16 protein-coding genes are annotated in these 16,808 nt (G+C 75.3%); 9 read left to right on the top strand and 7 right to left on the bottom strand.

Features of this window, described 5'->3' with window-relative positions; all coding sequences use genetic code 11:
* Positions 1-95 precede the first annotated feature (95 nt).
* Positions 96-1,331 carry an amidohydrolase gene (locus tag EBO36_RS04850; protein WP_122823614.1) on the top strand — a complete coding sequence of 412 codons (1,236 nt, stop codon included), beginning with the start codon at positions 96-98 and terminating at the stop codon, positions 1,329-1,331.
* A gap of 75 nt (positions 1,332-1,406) precedes the next feature.
* Here the strand turns inward: EBO36_RS04850 and EBO36_RS04845 are convergent, their stop codons facing one another.
* The gene (locus EBO36_RS04845) at positions 1,407-2,042 is read right to left on the bottom strand and encodes a hypothetical protein (protein ID WP_122823613.1); all 636 of its coding nucleotides are present in this window, start codon (positions 2,040-2,042) and stop codon (positions 1,407-1,409) included.
* A gap of 149 nt (positions 2,043-2,191) precedes the next feature.
* Between EBO36_RS04845 and EBO36_RS04840 the strand changes: the two genes are divergently transcribed.
* Positions 2,192-3,268, top strand: a complete 1,077-nt coding sequence (locus EBO36_RS04840; RefSeq protein WP_122823612.1) for a glutathione S-transferase family protein — start codon at positions 2,192-2,194, stop codon at positions 3,266-3,268.
* A gap of 95 nt (positions 3,269-3,363) precedes the next feature.
* Here EBO36_RS04840 and EBO36_RS04835 read toward each other — a convergent pair whose 3' ends face one another.
* Positions 3,364-5,058 (bottom strand): hypothetical protein, encoded by a 1,695-nt coding sequence (locus tag EBO36_RS04835; protein WP_122823611.1) that lies wholly within the window; start codon positions 5,056-5,058, stop codon positions 3,364-3,366.
* Positions 5,059-5,290: 232 nt separating this feature from the next.
* Between EBO36_RS04835 and EBO36_RS04830 the strand changes: the two genes are divergently transcribed.
* The 4 genes from EBO36_RS04830 (at position 5,291) to EBO36_RS04815 (ending at position 7,576) form a co-directional block, all read left to right on the top strand.
* The gene (locus tag EBO36_RS04830) at positions 5,291-5,767 is read left to right on the top strand and encodes a DUF4282 domain-containing protein (RefSeq protein WP_122823610.1); all 477 of its coding nucleotides are present in this window, start codon (positions 5,291-5,293) and stop codon (positions 5,765-5,767) included.
* Between the two features lie 79 nt (positions 5,768-5,846).
* A complete protein-coding gene (idi, locus tag EBO36_RS04825; RefSeq protein ID WP_122823609.1) occupies positions 5,847-6,467 on the top strand; it encodes an isopentenyl-diphosphate Delta-isomerase in 621 nt (206 codons plus the stop codon).
* Positions 6,464-6,910, top strand: coding sequence for a thioredoxin family protein (locus EBO36_RS04820; RefSeq protein ID WP_241237003.1), 447 nt, complete (start codon positions 6,464-6,466; stop codon positions 6,908-6,910). Before idi ends, EBO36_RS04820 begins: the two co-directional genes overlap by 4 nt.
* A gap of 147 nt (positions 6,911-7,057) precedes the next feature.
* Positions 7,058-7,576, top strand: a complete 519-nt coding sequence (locus EBO36_RS04815; protein WP_122823608.1) for a DinB family protein — start codon at positions 7,058-7,060, stop codon at positions 7,574-7,576.
* 92 nt (positions 7,577-7,668) lie between these two features.
* Here the strand turns inward: EBO36_RS04815 and EBO36_RS04810 are convergent, their stop codons facing one another.
* On the bottom strand, positions 7,669-8,430 hold the full coding sequence (locus EBO36_RS04810) for an HAD-IIB family hydrolase (protein WP_122823607.1): 762 nt from the start codon (positions 8,428-8,430) through the stop codon (positions 7,669-7,671).
* A 79-nt stretch (positions 8,431-8,509) separates the two neighbouring features.
* On the opposite strand from EBO36_RS04810, the gene EBO36_RS04805 reads away from it, so the two are divergent.
* Positions 8,510-9,334, top strand: coding sequence for an aldo/keto reductase (locus tag EBO36_RS04805; RefSeq protein ID WP_122823606.1), 825 nt, complete (start codon positions 8,510-8,512; stop codon positions 9,332-9,334).
* Between the two features lie 262 nt (positions 9,335-9,596).
* Here EBO36_RS04805 and EBO36_RS04800 read toward each other — a convergent pair whose 3' ends face one another.
* The 4 genes from EBO36_RS04800 to EBO36_RS04785 all read right to left on the bottom strand — a co-directional run bounded on the left by EBO36_RS04800 (position 9,597) and on the right by EBO36_RS04785 (position 15,166).
* A complete protein-coding gene (locus EBO36_RS04800; RefSeq protein ID WP_280525437.1) occupies positions 9,597-10,589 on the bottom strand; it encodes an NAD-dependent epimerase/dehydratase family protein in 993 nt (330 codons plus the stop codon).
* 71 nt (positions 10,590-10,660) lie between these two features.
* A complete protein-coding gene (locus tag EBO36_RS04795) occupies positions 10,661-13,429 on the bottom strand; it encodes an alpha/beta fold hydrolase (protein ID WP_244925360.1) in 2,769 nt (922 codons plus the stop codon).
* Positions 13,426-14,460, bottom strand: coding sequence for a 3-oxoacyl-ACP synthase III (locus EBO36_RS04790; protein WP_122823605.1), 1,035 nt, complete (start codon positions 14,458-14,460; stop codon positions 13,426-13,428). The genes EBO36_RS04795 and EBO36_RS04790 overlap by 4 nt, the downstream gene beginning before the upstream one ends.
* Positions 14,461-14,590: 130 nt before the next feature.
* Positions 14,591-15,166, bottom strand: a complete 576-nt coding sequence (locus tag EBO36_RS04785; protein WP_122823604.1) for a DUF4282 domain-containing protein — start codon at positions 15,164-15,166, stop codon at positions 14,591-14,593.
* A gap of 132 nt (positions 15,167-15,298) precedes the next feature.
* On the opposite strand from EBO36_RS04785, the gene deoD reads away from it, so the two are divergent.
* Entirely contained in the window at positions 15,299-16,015 is a 717-nt protein-coding gene (gene deoD, locus EBO36_RS04780; protein ID WP_122823603.1) for a purine-nucleoside phosphorylase, read from the top strand.
* 154 nt (positions 16,016-16,169) lie between these two features.
* A complete protein-coding gene (locus EBO36_RS15255; RefSeq protein ID WP_164471349.1) occupies positions 16,170-16,808 on the top strand; it encodes an ECF transporter S component in 639 nt (212 codons plus the stop codon).

Raw genomic sequence — 16,808 nt, 5'->3', positions numbered from 1 at the left:
CTCCCACGTTCTCGACGCCCATGCGCCGACGTGCTCAGCGTGCCAGCACTAGCCTCGAGCGGCGCGCCAGGCACACCCAGTGGTACGACTGGGACATGACCACTGCCACGCCCAGCACCGTCCAGCGCCGTCCCGGCGGCACCGTCGCGATCACCGGGGGCTACGTCGTCCCGGTCGCCGGTGAGCCGATCGACGGCGGCACCGTCCTCGTCGTCGACGGCGTCATCGCCGCGGTCGGGGCCGACGTGGAGATCCCCGACGACGCCCGCCGGGTGGACGCCGCCGGGAAGTGGGTCCTCCCGGGCTTCGTCGAGGCGCACGCCCACATGGGCGTCCACGAGGAGGGCGAGGGCTGGGCCGGCAACGACACCAACGAGATGACCGACCCCAACGGGGCGGCGCTGCGGGCGATCGACGGCATCAACATCGACGACGTCGGCTTCCGCGACGCCCTCGAGGGGGGCGTGACCTCCGCCGTCGTCAAGCCGGGCTCGGGGAACCCCATCGGCGGTCAGACGGTCGCCATCAAGACCTGGGGCGGGCGCACCGTCGACGAGCAGGTGATCGCCGAGGCGGTGTCCGTGAAGTCCGCCCTGGGTGAGAACCCCAAGCGGGTGTACGGGGACAAGAAGCAGGCGCCCTCCACCCGGCTCGGCGTCGCCCACGTCATCCGCGCCGCGTTCGTGGCCGCGCAGAACTACGCCGCGCGGCGCACCCAGGCCCTGAGCGAGGGCAAGCCCTTCGAGCGGGACCTCGGCCTGGAGACCCTCGCCCGGGTGCTCGACGGCGAGCTCGTCTGGGACCAGCACACCCACCGCCACGACGACATCGCCACCGCGATCCGCCTGGCCGAGGAGTTCGGCTACCGCCTGGTCATCAACCACGGCACCGAGGGCGCCAAGCTCGCCGACCTGCTCGCCGAGAAGGACATCCCGGTGATCTTCGGGCCGATGTTCACCACCCGGTCCAAGGTCGAGCTCCGCGACCGCGCGATCGTCAACCTCGTGCGCCTCGCCGAGGCCGGGGTGCGGGTGGCGATCACCACCGACCACCCGGTCGTACCGATCAACTTCCTCGTCCACCAGGCGTCGCTCGCCGTCAAGGACGGGCTCGACCGTGACGTCGCCCTTCAGGCCCTCACGGTCAACCCGGCGTCGTTCCTCGGCCTGGGCGAGCGCGTCGGCGCCCTGCGGGAGGGGCTCGACGGCGACGTCGTCGTGTGGTCGGGCGACCCGCTCGACGTCTTCTCCCGGGCCGAGCAGGTGTTCATCTCGGGGACCGAGGTGTACTCCGTCGCCGACGGCGTCCGGCCGCGGCCCGGCCGGGCCTGAGCCGCACCCCCGGCCGGAGGGCCGGCCGAGGGTACCGGTGCGATCAGGCGGTGCTGCCCGGCCGCCGGAGCGCGCTCACCTGCGGTGCCACCACCGGCGGCGGCCCCGGGCCCCGCGGCCGGCCCCTTCGGGGGCACGCACCGGCGCGTCGAGGGCGGTGGAGGGCAGCGGGGCGACCGTCCGCATGCTGCGCACGTCCTCGAGCATGTCCAGCGCCTCGCCGTAGGTGAGGGGCTCGAGGTCGCCGCTGGGCTGGGCCGGGCTCCACCCGGAGGCGCCGAGCCAGTGGAGGGCACCGGTCCTCGCCTCCCGCCGGAAGAGCTCCTGGGTGTAGCCGACGGGGGCCCCGTCGCCGTCCCGCTGCTGCCGCACGAAGTACCGGTACGTGCCCGTCGGGTCCTCCTCCGGCGCCCAGGACGACGCCCGAGGAGCGGCCTCGATCGGGGGCGCGTCGAGCCGGGTCGGCGGAACGCGGAACGCGCCGCGGGTCGGCCGGGCCCACCGGGCCTGCAGCACGTCGATGAGCCGCGCCGCCTCGTCGGCGGTCACCGGCTCGCGGTCCCCCTCCGGGGCGCGCTCGGCCCAGCCGCCGACCGTGAGGCACGCCGTCCGGCCGGTCGTGAGGTCGTGCCGCCAGAGCCCCTGGCGACTGCCCGTCGGCGCGCCCCTGCCGTCGTGCTCCGGGGTGACGAAGAACTGGTACGAGCCCACGGCGGATCCCTCCCCGGTCGTCCCGGCGGACCACCTCACGCGAACCTAGGGCATCCCGGTGCGGCTCCGGCGCGGAACCCGGGAGGGTCCGGCGTCGGGCGGGCGTCGCCGGAGAGGGCCGCCCGTGGCGTGAGGTCTACCGTGGACAGGTGAGCACGAGCGACGACACCGAGCGGGCCGAGCAGCCCGAGCAGCCCGAGCACGCCACGGGCGGGGTCTACACCTCCGCGGGCAAGAAGTTCACCCGCGACACGAACTACATCACCACGCGCATCACCGCCGACGGGCGGGACGGGTACCCCGTCCAGGCGGGGCGCTACCGCCTCATCGCGGCGCGCGCCTGCCCGTGGGCCAACCGCACCATCATCGTGCGCCGGCTGCTCGGGCTGGAGGATGCCCTGTCGATCGGCTTCCCCGGTCCCACGCACGACGAGCGGTCCTGGACGTTCGACCTCGACCCGGGCGGCCGCGACCCCGTGCTCGGGATCGAGCGGCTCCAGGACGCGTACTTCGCGCGCTTCCCCGACTACCCGCGGGGCATCACCGTGCCGGCGATCGTCGACGTGCCCACGGGGCAGGTGGTAACCAACGACTACGCGCAGATCACCCTCGACCTCTCGACCGAGTGGCGCGCCTACCACCGCCCCGGCGCCCCGGACCTGTACCCGGAGGAGCACCGCGAGGAGATCGACGCCGTCAACCGGCGGGTGTTCACCGAGGTCAACAACGGCGTCTACCGGTGCGGCTTCGCCGGGTCGCAGGCGGCGTACGACCGCGCGTACGAGCGGCTGTGGTCCGCGCTCGACTGGCTCGAGGAGCGCCTCATCGACCGGCGCTACCTCGTGGGCGAGACCATCACCGAGGCGGACGTGCGCCTGTTCACCACCCTGGTGCGCTTCGACCCGGTCTACCACGGGCACTTCAAGTGCAACCGGAGCACCCTGCGCGAGATGCCCGCGCTGTGGGGCTACGCGCGTGACCTGTTCCAGACGCCCGGGTTCGGCGACACCGTCGACTTCGCGCAGATCAAGGCGCACTACTACGTGGTCCACCGGGACATCAACCCCACAGGGATCGTTCCCGCCGGCCCCGACCTGTCCGGATGGGTGAGCCCGCACGGGCGCGAGGCGCTCGGCGGGCGCCCGTTCGGGGACGGCACCCCGCCGGGCCGCGTCCGCCCGGACGAGCGCGTCGACGAGGCGCACACCCCGCTGCGTCTCGGCTGAGCGGGGAGGCACCCGCCCCCCGAAGCGGGCCGCTGCGCCGTCATGCGCGCCGCACCGGGGCGCCGCCCGTGCGGGCGGGGCCCCGAGCCGCGCCGCTACTGGTAGCTGACGAAGTGCGGCATCGGCTGGACCCGCATCGTCTCCTCGGGGCTGAGCATGGGCAGGTCCTCGTCGTAGAAGTTCTTCCAGCCCCACCACTCGACGCCCGGCGCGCTGGCCCGCAGGGTCGCCCACGTGTCCTGCTTCGCGCCCTGGCCGCCCTGGCCGTCGGCGTGGATGAGGACGGCGAGCTCCGTGCGGGAGAGGTCGACCTCGCCGATGTGCTGGATCATCCGCACCTGGAACTGGTGGAGGACGAGCAGCTTCTGGGGCAGGGCATTCTCGCGGGTGAAGTCGGCGAGCCAGTCGACCACCTCGTTGATCTCCGCGGAGGTCACCGAGCCGATCTGCACCATGTGCGTCTCGTCGGGTCCGAGGTTCCACTCCGGGTCGAGCGCCAGGCCGACGTGCGGCAGCGCGAGAAGCTCGGAGTACAGCTGCGCCTGCTCGAGGAAGCTCGCGCGACCGGGCTGGAGGTCGAGGACGACGTACTGGCCGGCCTCGCCGGCGGCGTCGACGAGCGGACGCAGGCTCTCCACGGCCAGCTCGTTGGAGTAGTTGCCGTCACCGCCCGCACCCGCCGAGGCGACGGTGGCGATGATCTCCAGCGCGGGCACCACGGTGTCCTCCGTCAGCGCCTGGTACGGCGCCGCGTGCTCGGCGGCCCGCTCGATCGTGGCCGGCACGTCCTGCTCACCCAGGACGCCGAGCGCGGTCGTGCTAGGCGTGCCGTAGAGCGCGACGTACCGCTTCCCGGGGAAGACGAGCTGACCGCCGCCGGGCAGCTCGACGCCGGTGGCCGCCGTCGCCGCGCGCCACCCGAGGGTGTCGGCGTCACCGAAGGCGTCACCCAGGGCGAGGACGTGCGCCGGGGCGCGCTCCGCCAGGGCCTGGACGCTCTCGCTGCTCGCCCGGGGGTCACCGCCGGGGACGACGAGGACGTCCGCGCCGGCCGCTCGGGCGGTGGCGACCGCGGCGACGTCGGCGGCCGCCCCGGTCGACATGACGACGACGTCGGTGACGGGCTCGGCCGGCGTGCTCGGCGGCAGCTCGGCGTCGTCGTCGTCGTCGGTGCTGGTGGGCTCCGGCTGGGCCGCCGCGCCGACGGGCACGAGGGCGCGGAACTCGCCCCGCTCCAGGGCACCGACGGCGGCCGCCTCCGAGCCCTCCTCCACGGCGACCGGCTCGCCGGCCGACCCGCCGAGCAGCTCGGCGAGCGCCTCGTCGTCGGCGGGGGCGGGCACGACGGCGGGCGCGCCGTCGGCCGTGCCGTCCTCGGCGGCCGATTCGCCGTCACCGCCGGGGAGCTCGACGGCCCCGACCGCGAGCACGTCCTCGGTGCCGAGCCGCTCGAGCTCGGCGGTCAGGGCGGCGTCGTCCCCGTCGAGGAGGAGCGGCACGCCGAGCGCCACCGCAGCCGAGGCGCCGCGCAGCTGCGCCGCCGGGTCGTCACCGTCGGCCACCACCGCCAGGGGCGCGGACGCGAACAGGGCCTGGCTGGCCCCGACGGCGAGGGCCGGACCGGCCGTCGCGGCGATGACCGCCGTCGGCTCGGCCGGGGCGCTGACCTCACCCTGCACGGGGGTCGGTTCCTCGTCCGCCTCGCCCCCGCCGATGCTCGGGCTGCAGCCCGCGATCGCGAGGGCGACCGCTGCCGCGAGAGCGAGGGACGGGGCCGTCCGAGAACGCACAGCGACACTCCTTCAGATCGGGGTCAAGGCCCACCGGCGGGGCCGGTGCCTGCCTGCCAGGGTACGACCCGGGCCCCGGCACCGTCCCGGACGCTCGCCGGGGCGCCCCCGCCGGCGCCCGCGCCGTCCGCATCCGCGCGGCAGATCGGGACACCGTTTCCGACCCGGACGCGCGGGGGCGCCCCTAACCTGCGGGTGACACCCGTCGACGTTCTGAGATTGGAGCCCCCTGATGAGCCAGACACCGCCCAGTGGCGACGCCGGCAACACCGAGCGCTGGCGCGGGTACGGCCAGCCGCAGGGCGCGCCGCAACCGCCGAGCCCCTACCAGCCGCAGCCCCCCGCCCCCGGGCAGGTCCCTCCGCGCGGTCCCGGCCCGGCACCGTGGAACACCCCCGGCACCGGCGACGGGCGTGGGGGCTCGGACAAGGGGTTCTTCGGCGCGCTGTTCGACTTCTCCTTCCGCCACTTCGTCACCCCGTCGTTCGTCAAGATCATCTACGCGGTGGCGATCGTCGCCATCGGTCTCGCGTGGCTGGTGCTCGTCGTCGGCGGCTTCATGAGAACCCCGCTCCTCGGCGTGGTGTTCTTGGTGTTCGGGTCGATCGTGGCGCTGTTCTACGTCCTCCTGGTCCGCGTCAGCCTCGAGCTCACCGTGGCCACGGTGCAGACCGCGCAGAACACCGCGGTCCTGGCTCAGCGCCGCTAGCGACCGGCGGCGGCGGTCGCCAGCGGCACCGCGACCGCCGCCGCGCCGGCTGCCCCTTCTCCGGCCTACACTCGGCCGGATGAACGCCCTGCCGCTCGGTTCCGCGCCCACCGGCGTGACGACGCCCGCCGTTCCGACGTCCGAGTACGGCACCGTCGAGCGGGTGATCCTGCTCGCCGAGGACGGCACGCCCGTGGGTGTGGCGGACAAGGCCGAGGTGCACACCGAGGCCACCCCGCTGCACCTCGCGTTCTCGTGCCACATCCGCGACGCGCGGGGGCAGGTCCTCGTCACCCGCCGGGCCCTGTCGAAGAAGACCTGGCCGGGCGTGTGGACGAACTCCCTGTGCGGCCACCCCGCGCCCGGGGAGTCGTTCGAGTCGGCCATCGCCCGCCGCGCCCACGAGGAGCTCGGGCTCGAGCTCACCGACATCCGGATGGTGCTGCCCGACTTCCGCTACCGGGCCGTCGACGCCTCCGGCGTCGTCGAGAACGAAATCTGCCCGGTCTTCACGGCCCGGGCCGGCAGCGAGCTCGCGCCGAACCCCGCGGAGGTCATGGACTACACCTGGGTGGCACCGTCGGACCTGCGCCGGGCGATCGAGGTGGCCCCGTGGGCCCTGAGCCCGTGGCTCGTCGAGCACTCCCCCGGCCTCGCGCTCCTCGTCGACGAGTCGGACAGGAGCGAGGGCCCGGCGTGAGCGCGCTGCCCGCCGACCGGTACGCCGGGCGGCCGAGGCAGGACTCGGGCCGGAGCGAGCCCGCGGCGGGTCCGCGTCCGGTGACCCGGCTGGACCCGAGCGACCTCGGCGTCCCCGGTGCCCGGCTCGGCTCGCGGGCCACGCTCGTCCAGATCTCGACGGCGTTCTGCGCGCCGTGCCGCGCGGCCCGCGCCGTCCTGGGCCGCGTCGCCGAGCAGGCCGACGGCGTCGTCCACCTCGACGTCGACGTCACCGGCCACGAGGACGTCGCCGAGCGCCTGGGCGTCACCTCCACGCCGACGATCCTCGTGCTCGACGCCGACGGCGGGCTGGTCGCCCGGCGGACCGGCGTGCCGCGGCTGGCCGACGTCCGGGCCCTCCTCGACACGATCCCCCAGCGCGGCTCCGCCCCGCGGCCGCCCACCGGGGCGACGCCCTCCTGAGCGGGGCGCCGCCGGAGCGGGCGCCGTCCGCGCCGCCCGCGTCGTCGTCGACGGAAAAGTGCTACCGCCCCCGCGCCGCGGTTTGCCACAGTGACCCGTCCCGCCCGCACGCCCAGGCGCGCCCCACCTCATCGCCCGAGGAGCTCCGTGACGCCGACCCGCCTCGACCTGCTGCGCTGGCAGCTCGACCTCACCTGGTCCCTGCTCGAGTACCACCTCGAGCGCCTGGACCGCGACGACGTCGGCTTCGAGCCGGCCGCCCTCGTGTGGACCGTACGGCCGGACGCCGACGGGGACCCCACGCCGGACTGGTCGGACACCGAGCCCGACCCGGTGCCCGTGCCCACCATCGCGTGGCTCACGTGGCACATCGGGTGGTGGTGGGGCGTCGCGCTCGACCACGCCCAGGGGCGGCCCCCGCGGGAGCGGGAGAGCGTCCGGTGGCCGGGTGCGGACGCCGTCGTGCCGTGGCTGCGGGACCTGCGTACCCAGTGGCTGCGCGTCCTCGACGGCCTCGGCGAGGACGACCTCGACGCCGCGGCCTCCTACCCCGTCGCGGACGACCCCGACTACAGCGTCGGCCACATGATCGCGTGGGTGAACGCCGAGCTCATGAAGAACACTGCCGAGATCGGCCAGCTGCGGCTCCTCCGCGCCGCGCGCTGAGGCGGGCGGGGTGCCGACGGGCTCGGCCCGTCCGGCCCGGCCCGGACACGGCGCGGGTCATGCGGGGAGGGGAGCCGCCGCGCGCCGCGTGCTCACGAGAGGCGGGGGGCCGCGAGCTCCTCGACGAGCCGCCCGACGACGTCGACGGTCTCCTCCCAGCCGCTCACGGCCACGCACGGCACGCCGAGCGCCTTGACCGGGTAGTCGTTGCCGCCCTCGTCGAGCCGGTCGCCCACGAAGACCATGTCCTCGAGCGCGATGCCGGTGTGCTCCGCCAGCCGGCGCATCCCGTAGGCCTTGTCCACGCCCTTGCGCGTGATGTCCACCGACGTCGACCCGCCCGAGCGCACCTCGAGCTCCGGGAGGTCCGCGGCGACGGCGGCGCGCAGCGCCTCCTTCTTCTCCCCGGTCGGGTCCCAGGCCCGCTTGGCGTCGAGCGGCGCCTGCTGGCCGAGCGCGGAGAAGGTGATCTGCGAGCCGCGGTCCTCGATGACCGGCCCCCACGGGCGCTCCGCCCACAGGCCCAGGCGCCGGGCGTGCTCCTCGACGGCCGCCGCGGCGGCGGTCCGCTCGGCGTCGGACAGGTCGTGGGCGTAGACGGCCACCCACCCGGTGCCGTCGTGGCGGTAGTAGCGCGTCCCGCAGGTGGGCATGAGGTGCAGGCGGGCGAGGCGCTCGGCGTCGAGGTCGAGGCGGTCGGTCACCTGCACGGTGAACTGCTCGAGCTGGCCCCCGGAGATGATGCACACGGGCGCGACGTCGAGGAGGGCGGCCAGGGCCTGCGCCATCGGCGGCTCGATCGGGGACTTGCTCGGGGTGAGCGTGTCGTCGAGGTCGAAGGCGACGAGCGGCACGGCGGGCTCCAGGGGTCAGGGTTCGGGGGGTGGACAGCGGTCGTCCGGCGTCAGGATAGCGGCGCGGCACAATGGCCTTATGACGCCGATCCGCCACCTCAACGACGGCCGCACCCTCCCCGCGATCGGCCTGGGCACCTCCTCCCTCAAGGACGACGACGCGCGGAGCGCGGTCCGTGGTGGCCTGGAGCTGGGCTACCGCCTCGTCGACACCGCCGCGAGCTACGGCAACGAGCGCGCCGTCGGGCAGGGCATCGCCGACGCCGCCGTCCCGCGCGAGGAGGTCGTGGTGACGACCAAGCTGCGCGGCGCCGACCAGGGCTACGAGGAGGCGCTGGCGGCGTTCGAGCGGTCCCGGACCGCGCTCGACCTGGACTACGTCGACCTCTACCTCATCCACTGGCCGCTGCCGCGGTTGGACCGCTACGTCGACTCCTGGCGCGCGCTCGTCCGGCTCCGCGAGGAGGGGCTCGTGCGCTCCATCGGCGTCTCCAACTTCACCGCCGAGCACCTCGACCGGCTCCAGCGCGAGACCGGCGTCGTGCCGGCGGTCAACCAGATCGAGCTCCACCCGTACTTCTCGCAGGCGGCGGCAAGGGCGGACCACGCCGCGCGGGGCATCCTCATCGAGGGCTGGCGGCCGCTGGGCCGCAAGACGGACCTCCTCGACCACCCCGTCGTGGTGGACGTCGCCGCCCGGCACGGCGTGAGCCCGGCGCAGGCGGTCCTGCGCTGGCAGGTCCAGCTCGGCGTCGTGCCCCTGCCGAAGTCCGGCAGCGCCGAGCGTCAGCGCATCAACCTCGACGTCTTCGGGTTCGCGCTGGCCGAGGAGGACATGGCGGCCCTCAGCGGCCTGGAGCGCGGGCGGACCGGGGGCGACCCCGACGTCCACGAGGAGTTCTGAGCGCGGCGCAGATGGGGCGGGCGGGACTGGCGCCGGCGCCGGTGCCGGCGCCGGTCGGCCGGCGCAGCGCGTCCGAACCAGCGAGCTCGGCACGGATAGGCGAACTCGGCGCGAAGTAGCGAACTCGGCGCCGGCCCGCGGCTCGAGTTCGATGATTCATGCCGAGTTCGCCAGTTCTAACCGGCGAACTCGGCATGCATAGGCGAACTCGGCGCGAAGTAGCGAACTCAGCAGGGGCGAGGCGCGCTGGCGGGGGCCTGCGTCAGGCAGGCGCGCCGGGTAGGCCGGCGCGCCTGCGGCCGTAGTGCTCGGCGAGGCGCGCGAAGCCCTCGTCGAGGCTCACGCGCGGCGTCCAGTCGAGGACCTCGCGCGTGCGGCGCTGGTCGAACCAGTGCGCGGTGGAGAGCTGCTCGGCGAGGAAGCGCGTCATGGGCGGCTCGTCCTCCCCCGGGCGCACCGCCCACACGGCCTCGACGACGGCGCCCGCCGCGCGCGCCAGCGGCGCGGGCACCGACCACGCGGGCGGCCGGACCCCCGCGGCCCGGCAGATCCCGGCGAGGACGTCCCCGACCGGCCGCGGCTCGCCGTTGGTGACGACGAGCGCCTGGCCGTGTGCGACCTCGGCGCGCTCGAGCGCGGCGACGATGGCGTCCGCGGCGTTGTCGACGTAGACGGTGTCGATGAGCGCCGCCCCGGAGTCGAGCAGGGGCAGGCGCCCGGCGCGTGCCCGGGCGACGATCCGCTCGACGAGCTGGGTGTCGCCCGGCCCCCACACGAGGTGCGGGCGGACGGCGACGACGGCGAAGCCCGGCGCGTCCGCCCCGAGCGCGAGCAGCTCGGCCGCCGCCTTGGTGCGGGCGTAGTGCCCGCGGGCGAGCGCCGGCTCGGCGGGACCGGCACCCTCCCCCACGATCGACGCGCCCGTGTGGGCGACGGACGGGGAGGACACCTGGACGAACCGGGTGACGCCGGCGTGCCGGGCCGCCTCGAGCAGGGTCTGCGTGCCCCGGACGTTGATCCGCTCGTAATCGGCGAGGTCGCCGCTCACCGACACCTTCGCGGCGAGGTGGACGACGGCGTCCTGCCCCTCGGTAGCGGCGGCGACCGCGGCCGGGTCCTCGAGCGAGCCCGCGACGTCGACCGCGCCGGCGACGCCCGAGGGCCGGCGCTGGAACGTGGTGACCGCGTAGCCGCGCTCGACGAGCCGCGCGGCGACGGCGCCGCCGAGCATGCCGCTCGCCCCCGTGACGAGCACGCGCGCGCCCGGCGTTTCTGCATGGTCCGACGGCGGCGAGGGGGTCGCGCGGTGGCGGCCGGCGGACCCGCTCACGGCGCGCTCATCCGCCCGCCGGCGAGGACGCCCTCCGCCCAGGCCGCGAGCCGGCCGCGCTCGATCTTGGAGTTGTGCCGGATGTCGGTGGGCAGCTCGGCGACTCGCAGGACCGCGGCCACGGGCACCCCGGCGGCGCGGCGCACGGCGCGGGTGAGCCCGGGCGTGGCGAGCGCCGGCCGGCGGCCCGAGGACGGGTCCACGGCGGGGTCGGTCTCGAGCACGACGACGACCTGCTGCGTCCCGGCGGGACCCACGCCGACGACGGCGGCGCGGCGCACCCCGTGCACCTGCTCCACGCGGTGCTCGACGGCGACGGGTGTGAGCACGCCGTCGGCGGTGGCGATGACGTGCGCGAGGCGCCCCTCGATCCACAGCCGCCCGCGCGCGTCGAGGTGGCCGACGTCGCCGGTCCGGTGCCAGCCCGGCGGGTCGGCGCTGGCCGCCTGGGTGGCCCACAGCCGGTCGTAGCGCTCCTTGAGGTGCGGGGCGGTGGCGAGCACCTCGCCCGTCACGCCCGGCTCCTCGGTCGGCTCGCCGGTCGGGGCACCGAGGGCGTCGAGCGGGATGATGCGCAGCCGCGCCCCCTGCACGGGCGTGCCCACGCAGGTGCCGTTGCCGGCGCCGCGGACCCCGTCCTCGGCGTCGCGTGCCGCGGCGCGGATCTCGTCGAGGTCGACGTCGGTGAGCGGCAGCACCTCGGTCATCCCGTACGGCGTGTGCGCGCTCGCCCCGGGCATGATCTCCGCGACCCGGGCGAGGAGCTCCGGCGGGATCGGGGCGCCCGCGGAGAGGAAGAGCTCCACGCCGCCGAGCGCGGTGCGCTGGTCGGCGGTGAGGCCGGGCGCCGTGGCGAGGACGTTGCGCAGCGCCGACGGCGAGGCGAACACGGCCTCGGCGTCGATCGCCGCGACGGCGTCGGCCAGGGCCGCGGCCGTGAGGGTCGCCGGGGCGGTGACGTCCATGTCCGGGGTGACCGAGACGGCCCCGGCGGCCGTGGCGAGGAGCGCGAACGGGGCGAACCCGGCGACGAGCGCCGAGCTGGGGCCGATGCCGTAGGTCGCGCCGAGGGCGTCCCTCATCGCCGCGAGCCGGCCGTGCGTGTAGAGCACGCCCTTCGCGGGGCCGGTGGACCCGGAGGTGAAGAGGACAGCGGCCTCGGCGTCGGGCCCGGGCTCCGGCGGCAGCGTGGTGCCCGAGGCGAGCAGGTGCGCGCCGCGACCGATGAGCTCGGCCAGGCTCGGCCCGACACCCAGGGCCCGGCGGCGGGGCTCGGGCAGGTCGGAGACCGCGATCCGCCGGCCGGGCCAGCCCATCGCGCGGGCTGCGACGAGCGCGCGGTCGATACCGATGAGGTGGCTGGGGTCCGCCCCGCGCACGGCGCGGCTCATCCCGGCCAGGCCCAGGCCCTGGTCCGCGACGACGACGACGGCGCCGATGCGCAGGCACGCGAAGAGCGCGGTCGTGAGGTCGACGCCGGGCGTGACGAGGAGGCTCACACGCTGCCCGGGCCGGACGCCGGCGTCGAGGAGGCCGACCGCCAGCCGCTCGACCCGGGTCGCGAGGTCGGCCCAGCCGAGCTCCTCCACCCGCCCGTCGCGCAGGGCGACGACGGCGGGGCCGCTACGGTGCCGCTGCGCCTCGAGGACGCCGGCCAGCGGGAGGCGCTCGGCGGCCGCCGGGTCGCTCACCGCCGGGGTCGGCCCGCCGTCGGGCGCCTCTGCGGCGCCGTCGGACGTCTCTCCGGCGCCGTCGACCGCCGCCGCGTGCGTCGCGCCGCCGGTCCCGGCGGCGATGCCGCGCGCGTCGAGCCAGGCGACGACCGTTCCCGCGACGTCGGCCTCCTCGTGGAGCAGGTGCCCGGCGCGCTCGAAGCGGTGGACGTCCGCCTGCGGCAACCGGCGCAGGAGGTCGCGCAGGTAGCGGCCCTGGAAGACCGGGTCGCGCGGGCCCCACATGATGAGCGCCGGGACGTCCAGGGTGGTGACACCCTCGGCGATCGCGTCGAGGGTGGCGCGGCTCGGGTGGTGCGGACCGGCGGGGATGTCCGCGACGAAGTCGGCGATGGCGTGCCGGTCGTGGCGCGTGCGGTAGGGCCGGCGGTAGGCCTCGCGGATGTCGTCGGGCAGGGCCGGACGCGGCAGGGCGAGGGTGGTGCGCAGGAACGTGTCGGTGCCCGACGTCGCCCAGCCGTGCACGGCGGGGTGCCCCGCCAGGCGCAGCAGGCCGGGGATCTCCGTGGCGTCGTCGTGGTGGACGGCCGTGTTGGTGAGGACGACGCCGGCGAGCCGGTCCCGGTGCTCCAGGGCCCACCCCAGGGAGATGACCCCGCCCCAGTCGTGGCCCACGGTGACGACCGGACCCGTGAGGCCGAGGGTGTCGGTGAGCGCCCCGAGCTCGCGGACGCGGTCCGCCAGGCGGCGCACCCGCCCGTCCCGCTGGGACAGGCCCATGCCGAGGTGGTCGACGGCGACGACGCGCCAGCCGTGCGCGGCGCCGGCGGCGAGGAGGTCGCGCCACAGGTAGGACCACGTCGGGTTGCCGTGGACGGCGAGCAGCGTGCCGCGCACGTCCCGCCCGGCGAGGTCGCCCGCGTTGTCGAGCACGTGCCAGCGCACGTCACCGTCGCCGCCGTCGTCGTGGACGGTGACGTAGCGGCTCCAGCCCGGCCGGACGCCCGGCAGCCCCGCGGCGTCGCCCTGCGCGGGGCCGCCGGGAGCCGAGACGTCGCGCGCGTCGGCCGCGAGGGCGTCGCGGCCGGTCACCAGGTCAGCTCGAGCATCGCCGTGTTGAGGCCCGACCCCACCCCCATGCACAGGATCCGGTCCCCGCTGGTGAGGCCGTCGGCCTGCGTCGCCAGGGTCATCGGCAGGGAGGCCGGGCCCACGTTGCCCCAGTGGGCGAAGGTGATCGGCACCCGGTCGGCGTCGAGGTCGATCGCGTCGATGATCGCCTTGGTGTACGGCGTGGAGATCTGGTGGGTGACGTACCGGTCCATCTCCTGCCAGCGGAACCCGGTGCCGTTGTGTGCCTCGCCCCAGGCGGCGACGACGAGCGCGAGCCCACCGGTGAGCAGGCCCTTGGTGTCGGTGAACATGCCGTCGAGGCTGCCCACGCACAGCTCGTGGTGCTCCGTGCCGGCGCGCGAGACGCCGCCGACGATCCGGTGACCGCCGGAGTGCACGTCCGCGCGACCGATGACGGCGGCGGCGGCCCCGCTGCCCAGGGTGAGCGAGGCGAACTCGCGGTGGTAGTCGGCCCGGGTGACGTCGGGGCCGCTGAGCCGCTCGAGGGTCAGCTCCTGGGTGGCGCGGGAGTCCTCGCTGTTGACGATGACGGCGTAGTCGATCTGCCCGGCGTCGATCATCATCGACGCGATCATCATGCCGTTGACGAAGCCGAGGCAGGCGTTGGCGATGTCGAAGTTCACCGCGGACGACGGCAGGCCGAGGCCGTGGTGGATGCGCACGGCGACGGACGGCTCGAGGTTGGTCCGCGTGACGGAGGTGTTGATGAGCAGACCGACGTCGGCCGGGTCGACGCCCGCCTCGGCCAGCGCCTTGGCGCCCGCCTCGATGGCGGGGTCGTCGAACCGGGTGCCCGGCTCCCACCAGCGCCGCTCGACGACGCCGGAGACCCGCTCGAGGAGGTTGTCCGGCAGGCGCAGCCGCTTGCGGGTCGGGGCGAGACGCTCCTCGAACTCCGCCGAGCTCACCCGCACGGGTGCCTCGATGTGGGTCACCGACAGCAAAGCGGCGTTGCGGTACCTGAAGGCTGCGTTCCCGGCGTGACTCACCCGGCGAATTTACAGGCGCCCCAACGCGGGTGCACATCCGGGCCCCCCGGCACCTGGGCCGCAGGGGCGCCGTTGTGACCAGGGTCACCGCCCGGGTCGGCCGGCCCCTCGGCCGCCCGGGCGGTGCGCGTCAGCGCTGCGACGAGGAGCGTCGGGCCACGTCGGCGTGGTCGAGGAAGAACTCGAGCGCGAAACGGCCGAAGGCCCACGTGAGGAACCCGACGAGGGGTCCACCGAGGAGAAGGAGGAGGCCGGAGAAGATCCACTGCCCGCCCCCGATGAACGGGTCGTCGGCGTTGGTGAACGCGGCGAGGCCCGCGAGGATCCCGAGGATCGCGTAGGCCACCGCGACGATGATGATGACGATGTAGACGATCTTCGCGAGCCCGGGGTTGATCCGCGCCGTGAACCGCATGTCCGTCAGGGGCGCCATGGTCGACGGCTTCGCCGGACCGGGCTGGGCGTAGGGCGGGTAACCCGGCTGCTGCTGGGCGGGGTAGCCGTAGGCCTGGCCCGGCTGCGGCTGACCCGGCTGCGGCTGACCCGGCTGCGGCTGGCCCGGCTGCGGCTGGCCGTACCCGGCCGGGGCGCCCGCGGCGCCGGCCGGGTAGCCGGGGTGGCCCGGCGCGGGCGGCGTGGGCTGGCCGCCACCGGGCGGCGGCGGGACCGGAGGGCCGGCGGGACGGTTGGTGGGCTGGTCGCTCATGGTGATCCTCATCTCTCTCGGGGGGTGCTGCCGGGGAGCCTATCGGCGGGCCGCTGCCCGGGATACTGCGCGTCCGGCGGCGACACCGTGGGAGCATGGCCCCCCACCCCCCGGTCGCCCTTCGGAGACGTCATGCCCACGCCCCACATCGCCGCCGCCCCGGGAGACTTCGCGCCCGCCGTCCTCATGCCGGGCGACCCCCGCCGCGCTCAGCGGATCGCCGAGCTGCTCATGCCGGACGCCCGGCTGGTCACGGACGTGCGCGGGATGCTCGGCTTCACCGGGACGGTGGACGGCAAGCCGCTCAGCGTCATGGGCTCCGGCATGGGGCAGCCGTCCGCGACGATCTACGCCACCGAGCTGTTCCGGGAGTACGGCGTCGAGCGGATCATCCGGGTGGGCACCGCCGGGGGCATCGCACCCGGCGTGCGCGTCGGCGACGTCCTCGTGGCGCTCGGCGCGCACACGGACTCGAGCATGAACCAGCTGCGCATCCCGGGGGTGAACTTCTCCGCCGTCGCATCCTACGAGCTGGTCGCCGCGGCGGTGCGGGCCGCGGAGGCTGACGAGCACGGCTCGCCCGTCCACGTGGGCACGATCATCTCGCGCGACCACTTCTACCTCTCGGTGCCCGACCAGACGGCCCGGCTCGGCGCCTACGGCGTCCTCGGCGTCGAGATGGAGGCGGCGGCGCTCTACGGCGCGGCCGCTGAGTTCGGCCGCCAGGCGCTCGCCGTCCTCACGGTCTCCGACCACCTCCTGGACTCCTCCCAGGACATGAGCGCCCAGGACCGGGAGACCCGCTTCCAGCGCGCGCTCGCGCTCGCGGTGGCTGCCGCCCACTGCTGACGCCCGCCCCGCTCGCCCCTCCGAGGGAGACGGCGGACGCCCCCTGCGCGCCGCGCCGCGGCGAGCATGCTTGCCGCGCGACCCACCCGTACGGGAGGCTTGCGACCGGCTCGACGAGCCGAGCGTGCGCACCGGCGCGACCAAGGAGAACGACATGCCCCTCTCGGCCTCGATCAAGCGGGACTTCACGCTCATGGCGATCCTGCTCGTCCCCGTGGCGATCGCCGTCAACGTCGTCGGTGGGCAGCTGGCCAAGAGCCTGCAGCTGTGGGTCTTCCTCGACTCGATCGGCACGTTCATCGTCGCCATGCTCGCTGGCCCGTGGATCGGGCTGGTCACCGGTGCCCTGAGCGTCCTCATCCTCGCCCTCGCCGACCCCACCATGGCGCCGTGGGCGATCCTCGCCGGTGCCATGGGCTTCCTCGTCGGCATGCTCGCCCGCCGCGGGATGTTCACCTCGGTCCCCCGCGCGGCGGTGAGCGCGCTCATCGTCACGGTCCTCTCGGTCGCCGTGTCGGTGCTCATCAGCTACTTCCTCTACGGCGGGTTCACCACGTCCGGCGTCTCGATCCTCACCGGCGCGATCAACGACTACTCCGACCTCCCGCTGTTCGCCGCCGTCGTCGCCTCCCACGTGCCGGCCGAGCTCATCGACAAGTTCCTCTCGGTGGGCATCGCCTACGTCGTCGTCCGCTCCCTCTCCAACCGGGCGCTCCTGCGCTTCCCGCAGGGCGAGGTCTTCCTCGCCGCGCGGAAGAAGGCCACGCGCCGGCCCACGGCCACCCCGGCCTGA

Origin of the sequence: Georgenia faecalis, from assembly GCF_003710105.1 — a bacterium.
GTDB lineage: Bacteria > Actinomycetota > Actinomycetes > Actinomycetales > Actinomycetaceae > Georgenia_A > Georgenia_A faecalis.
The sequence above is the reverse complement of the archived record's forward strand: the minus strand, read 5'-3'. Positions and strand labels throughout refer to the sequence as shown.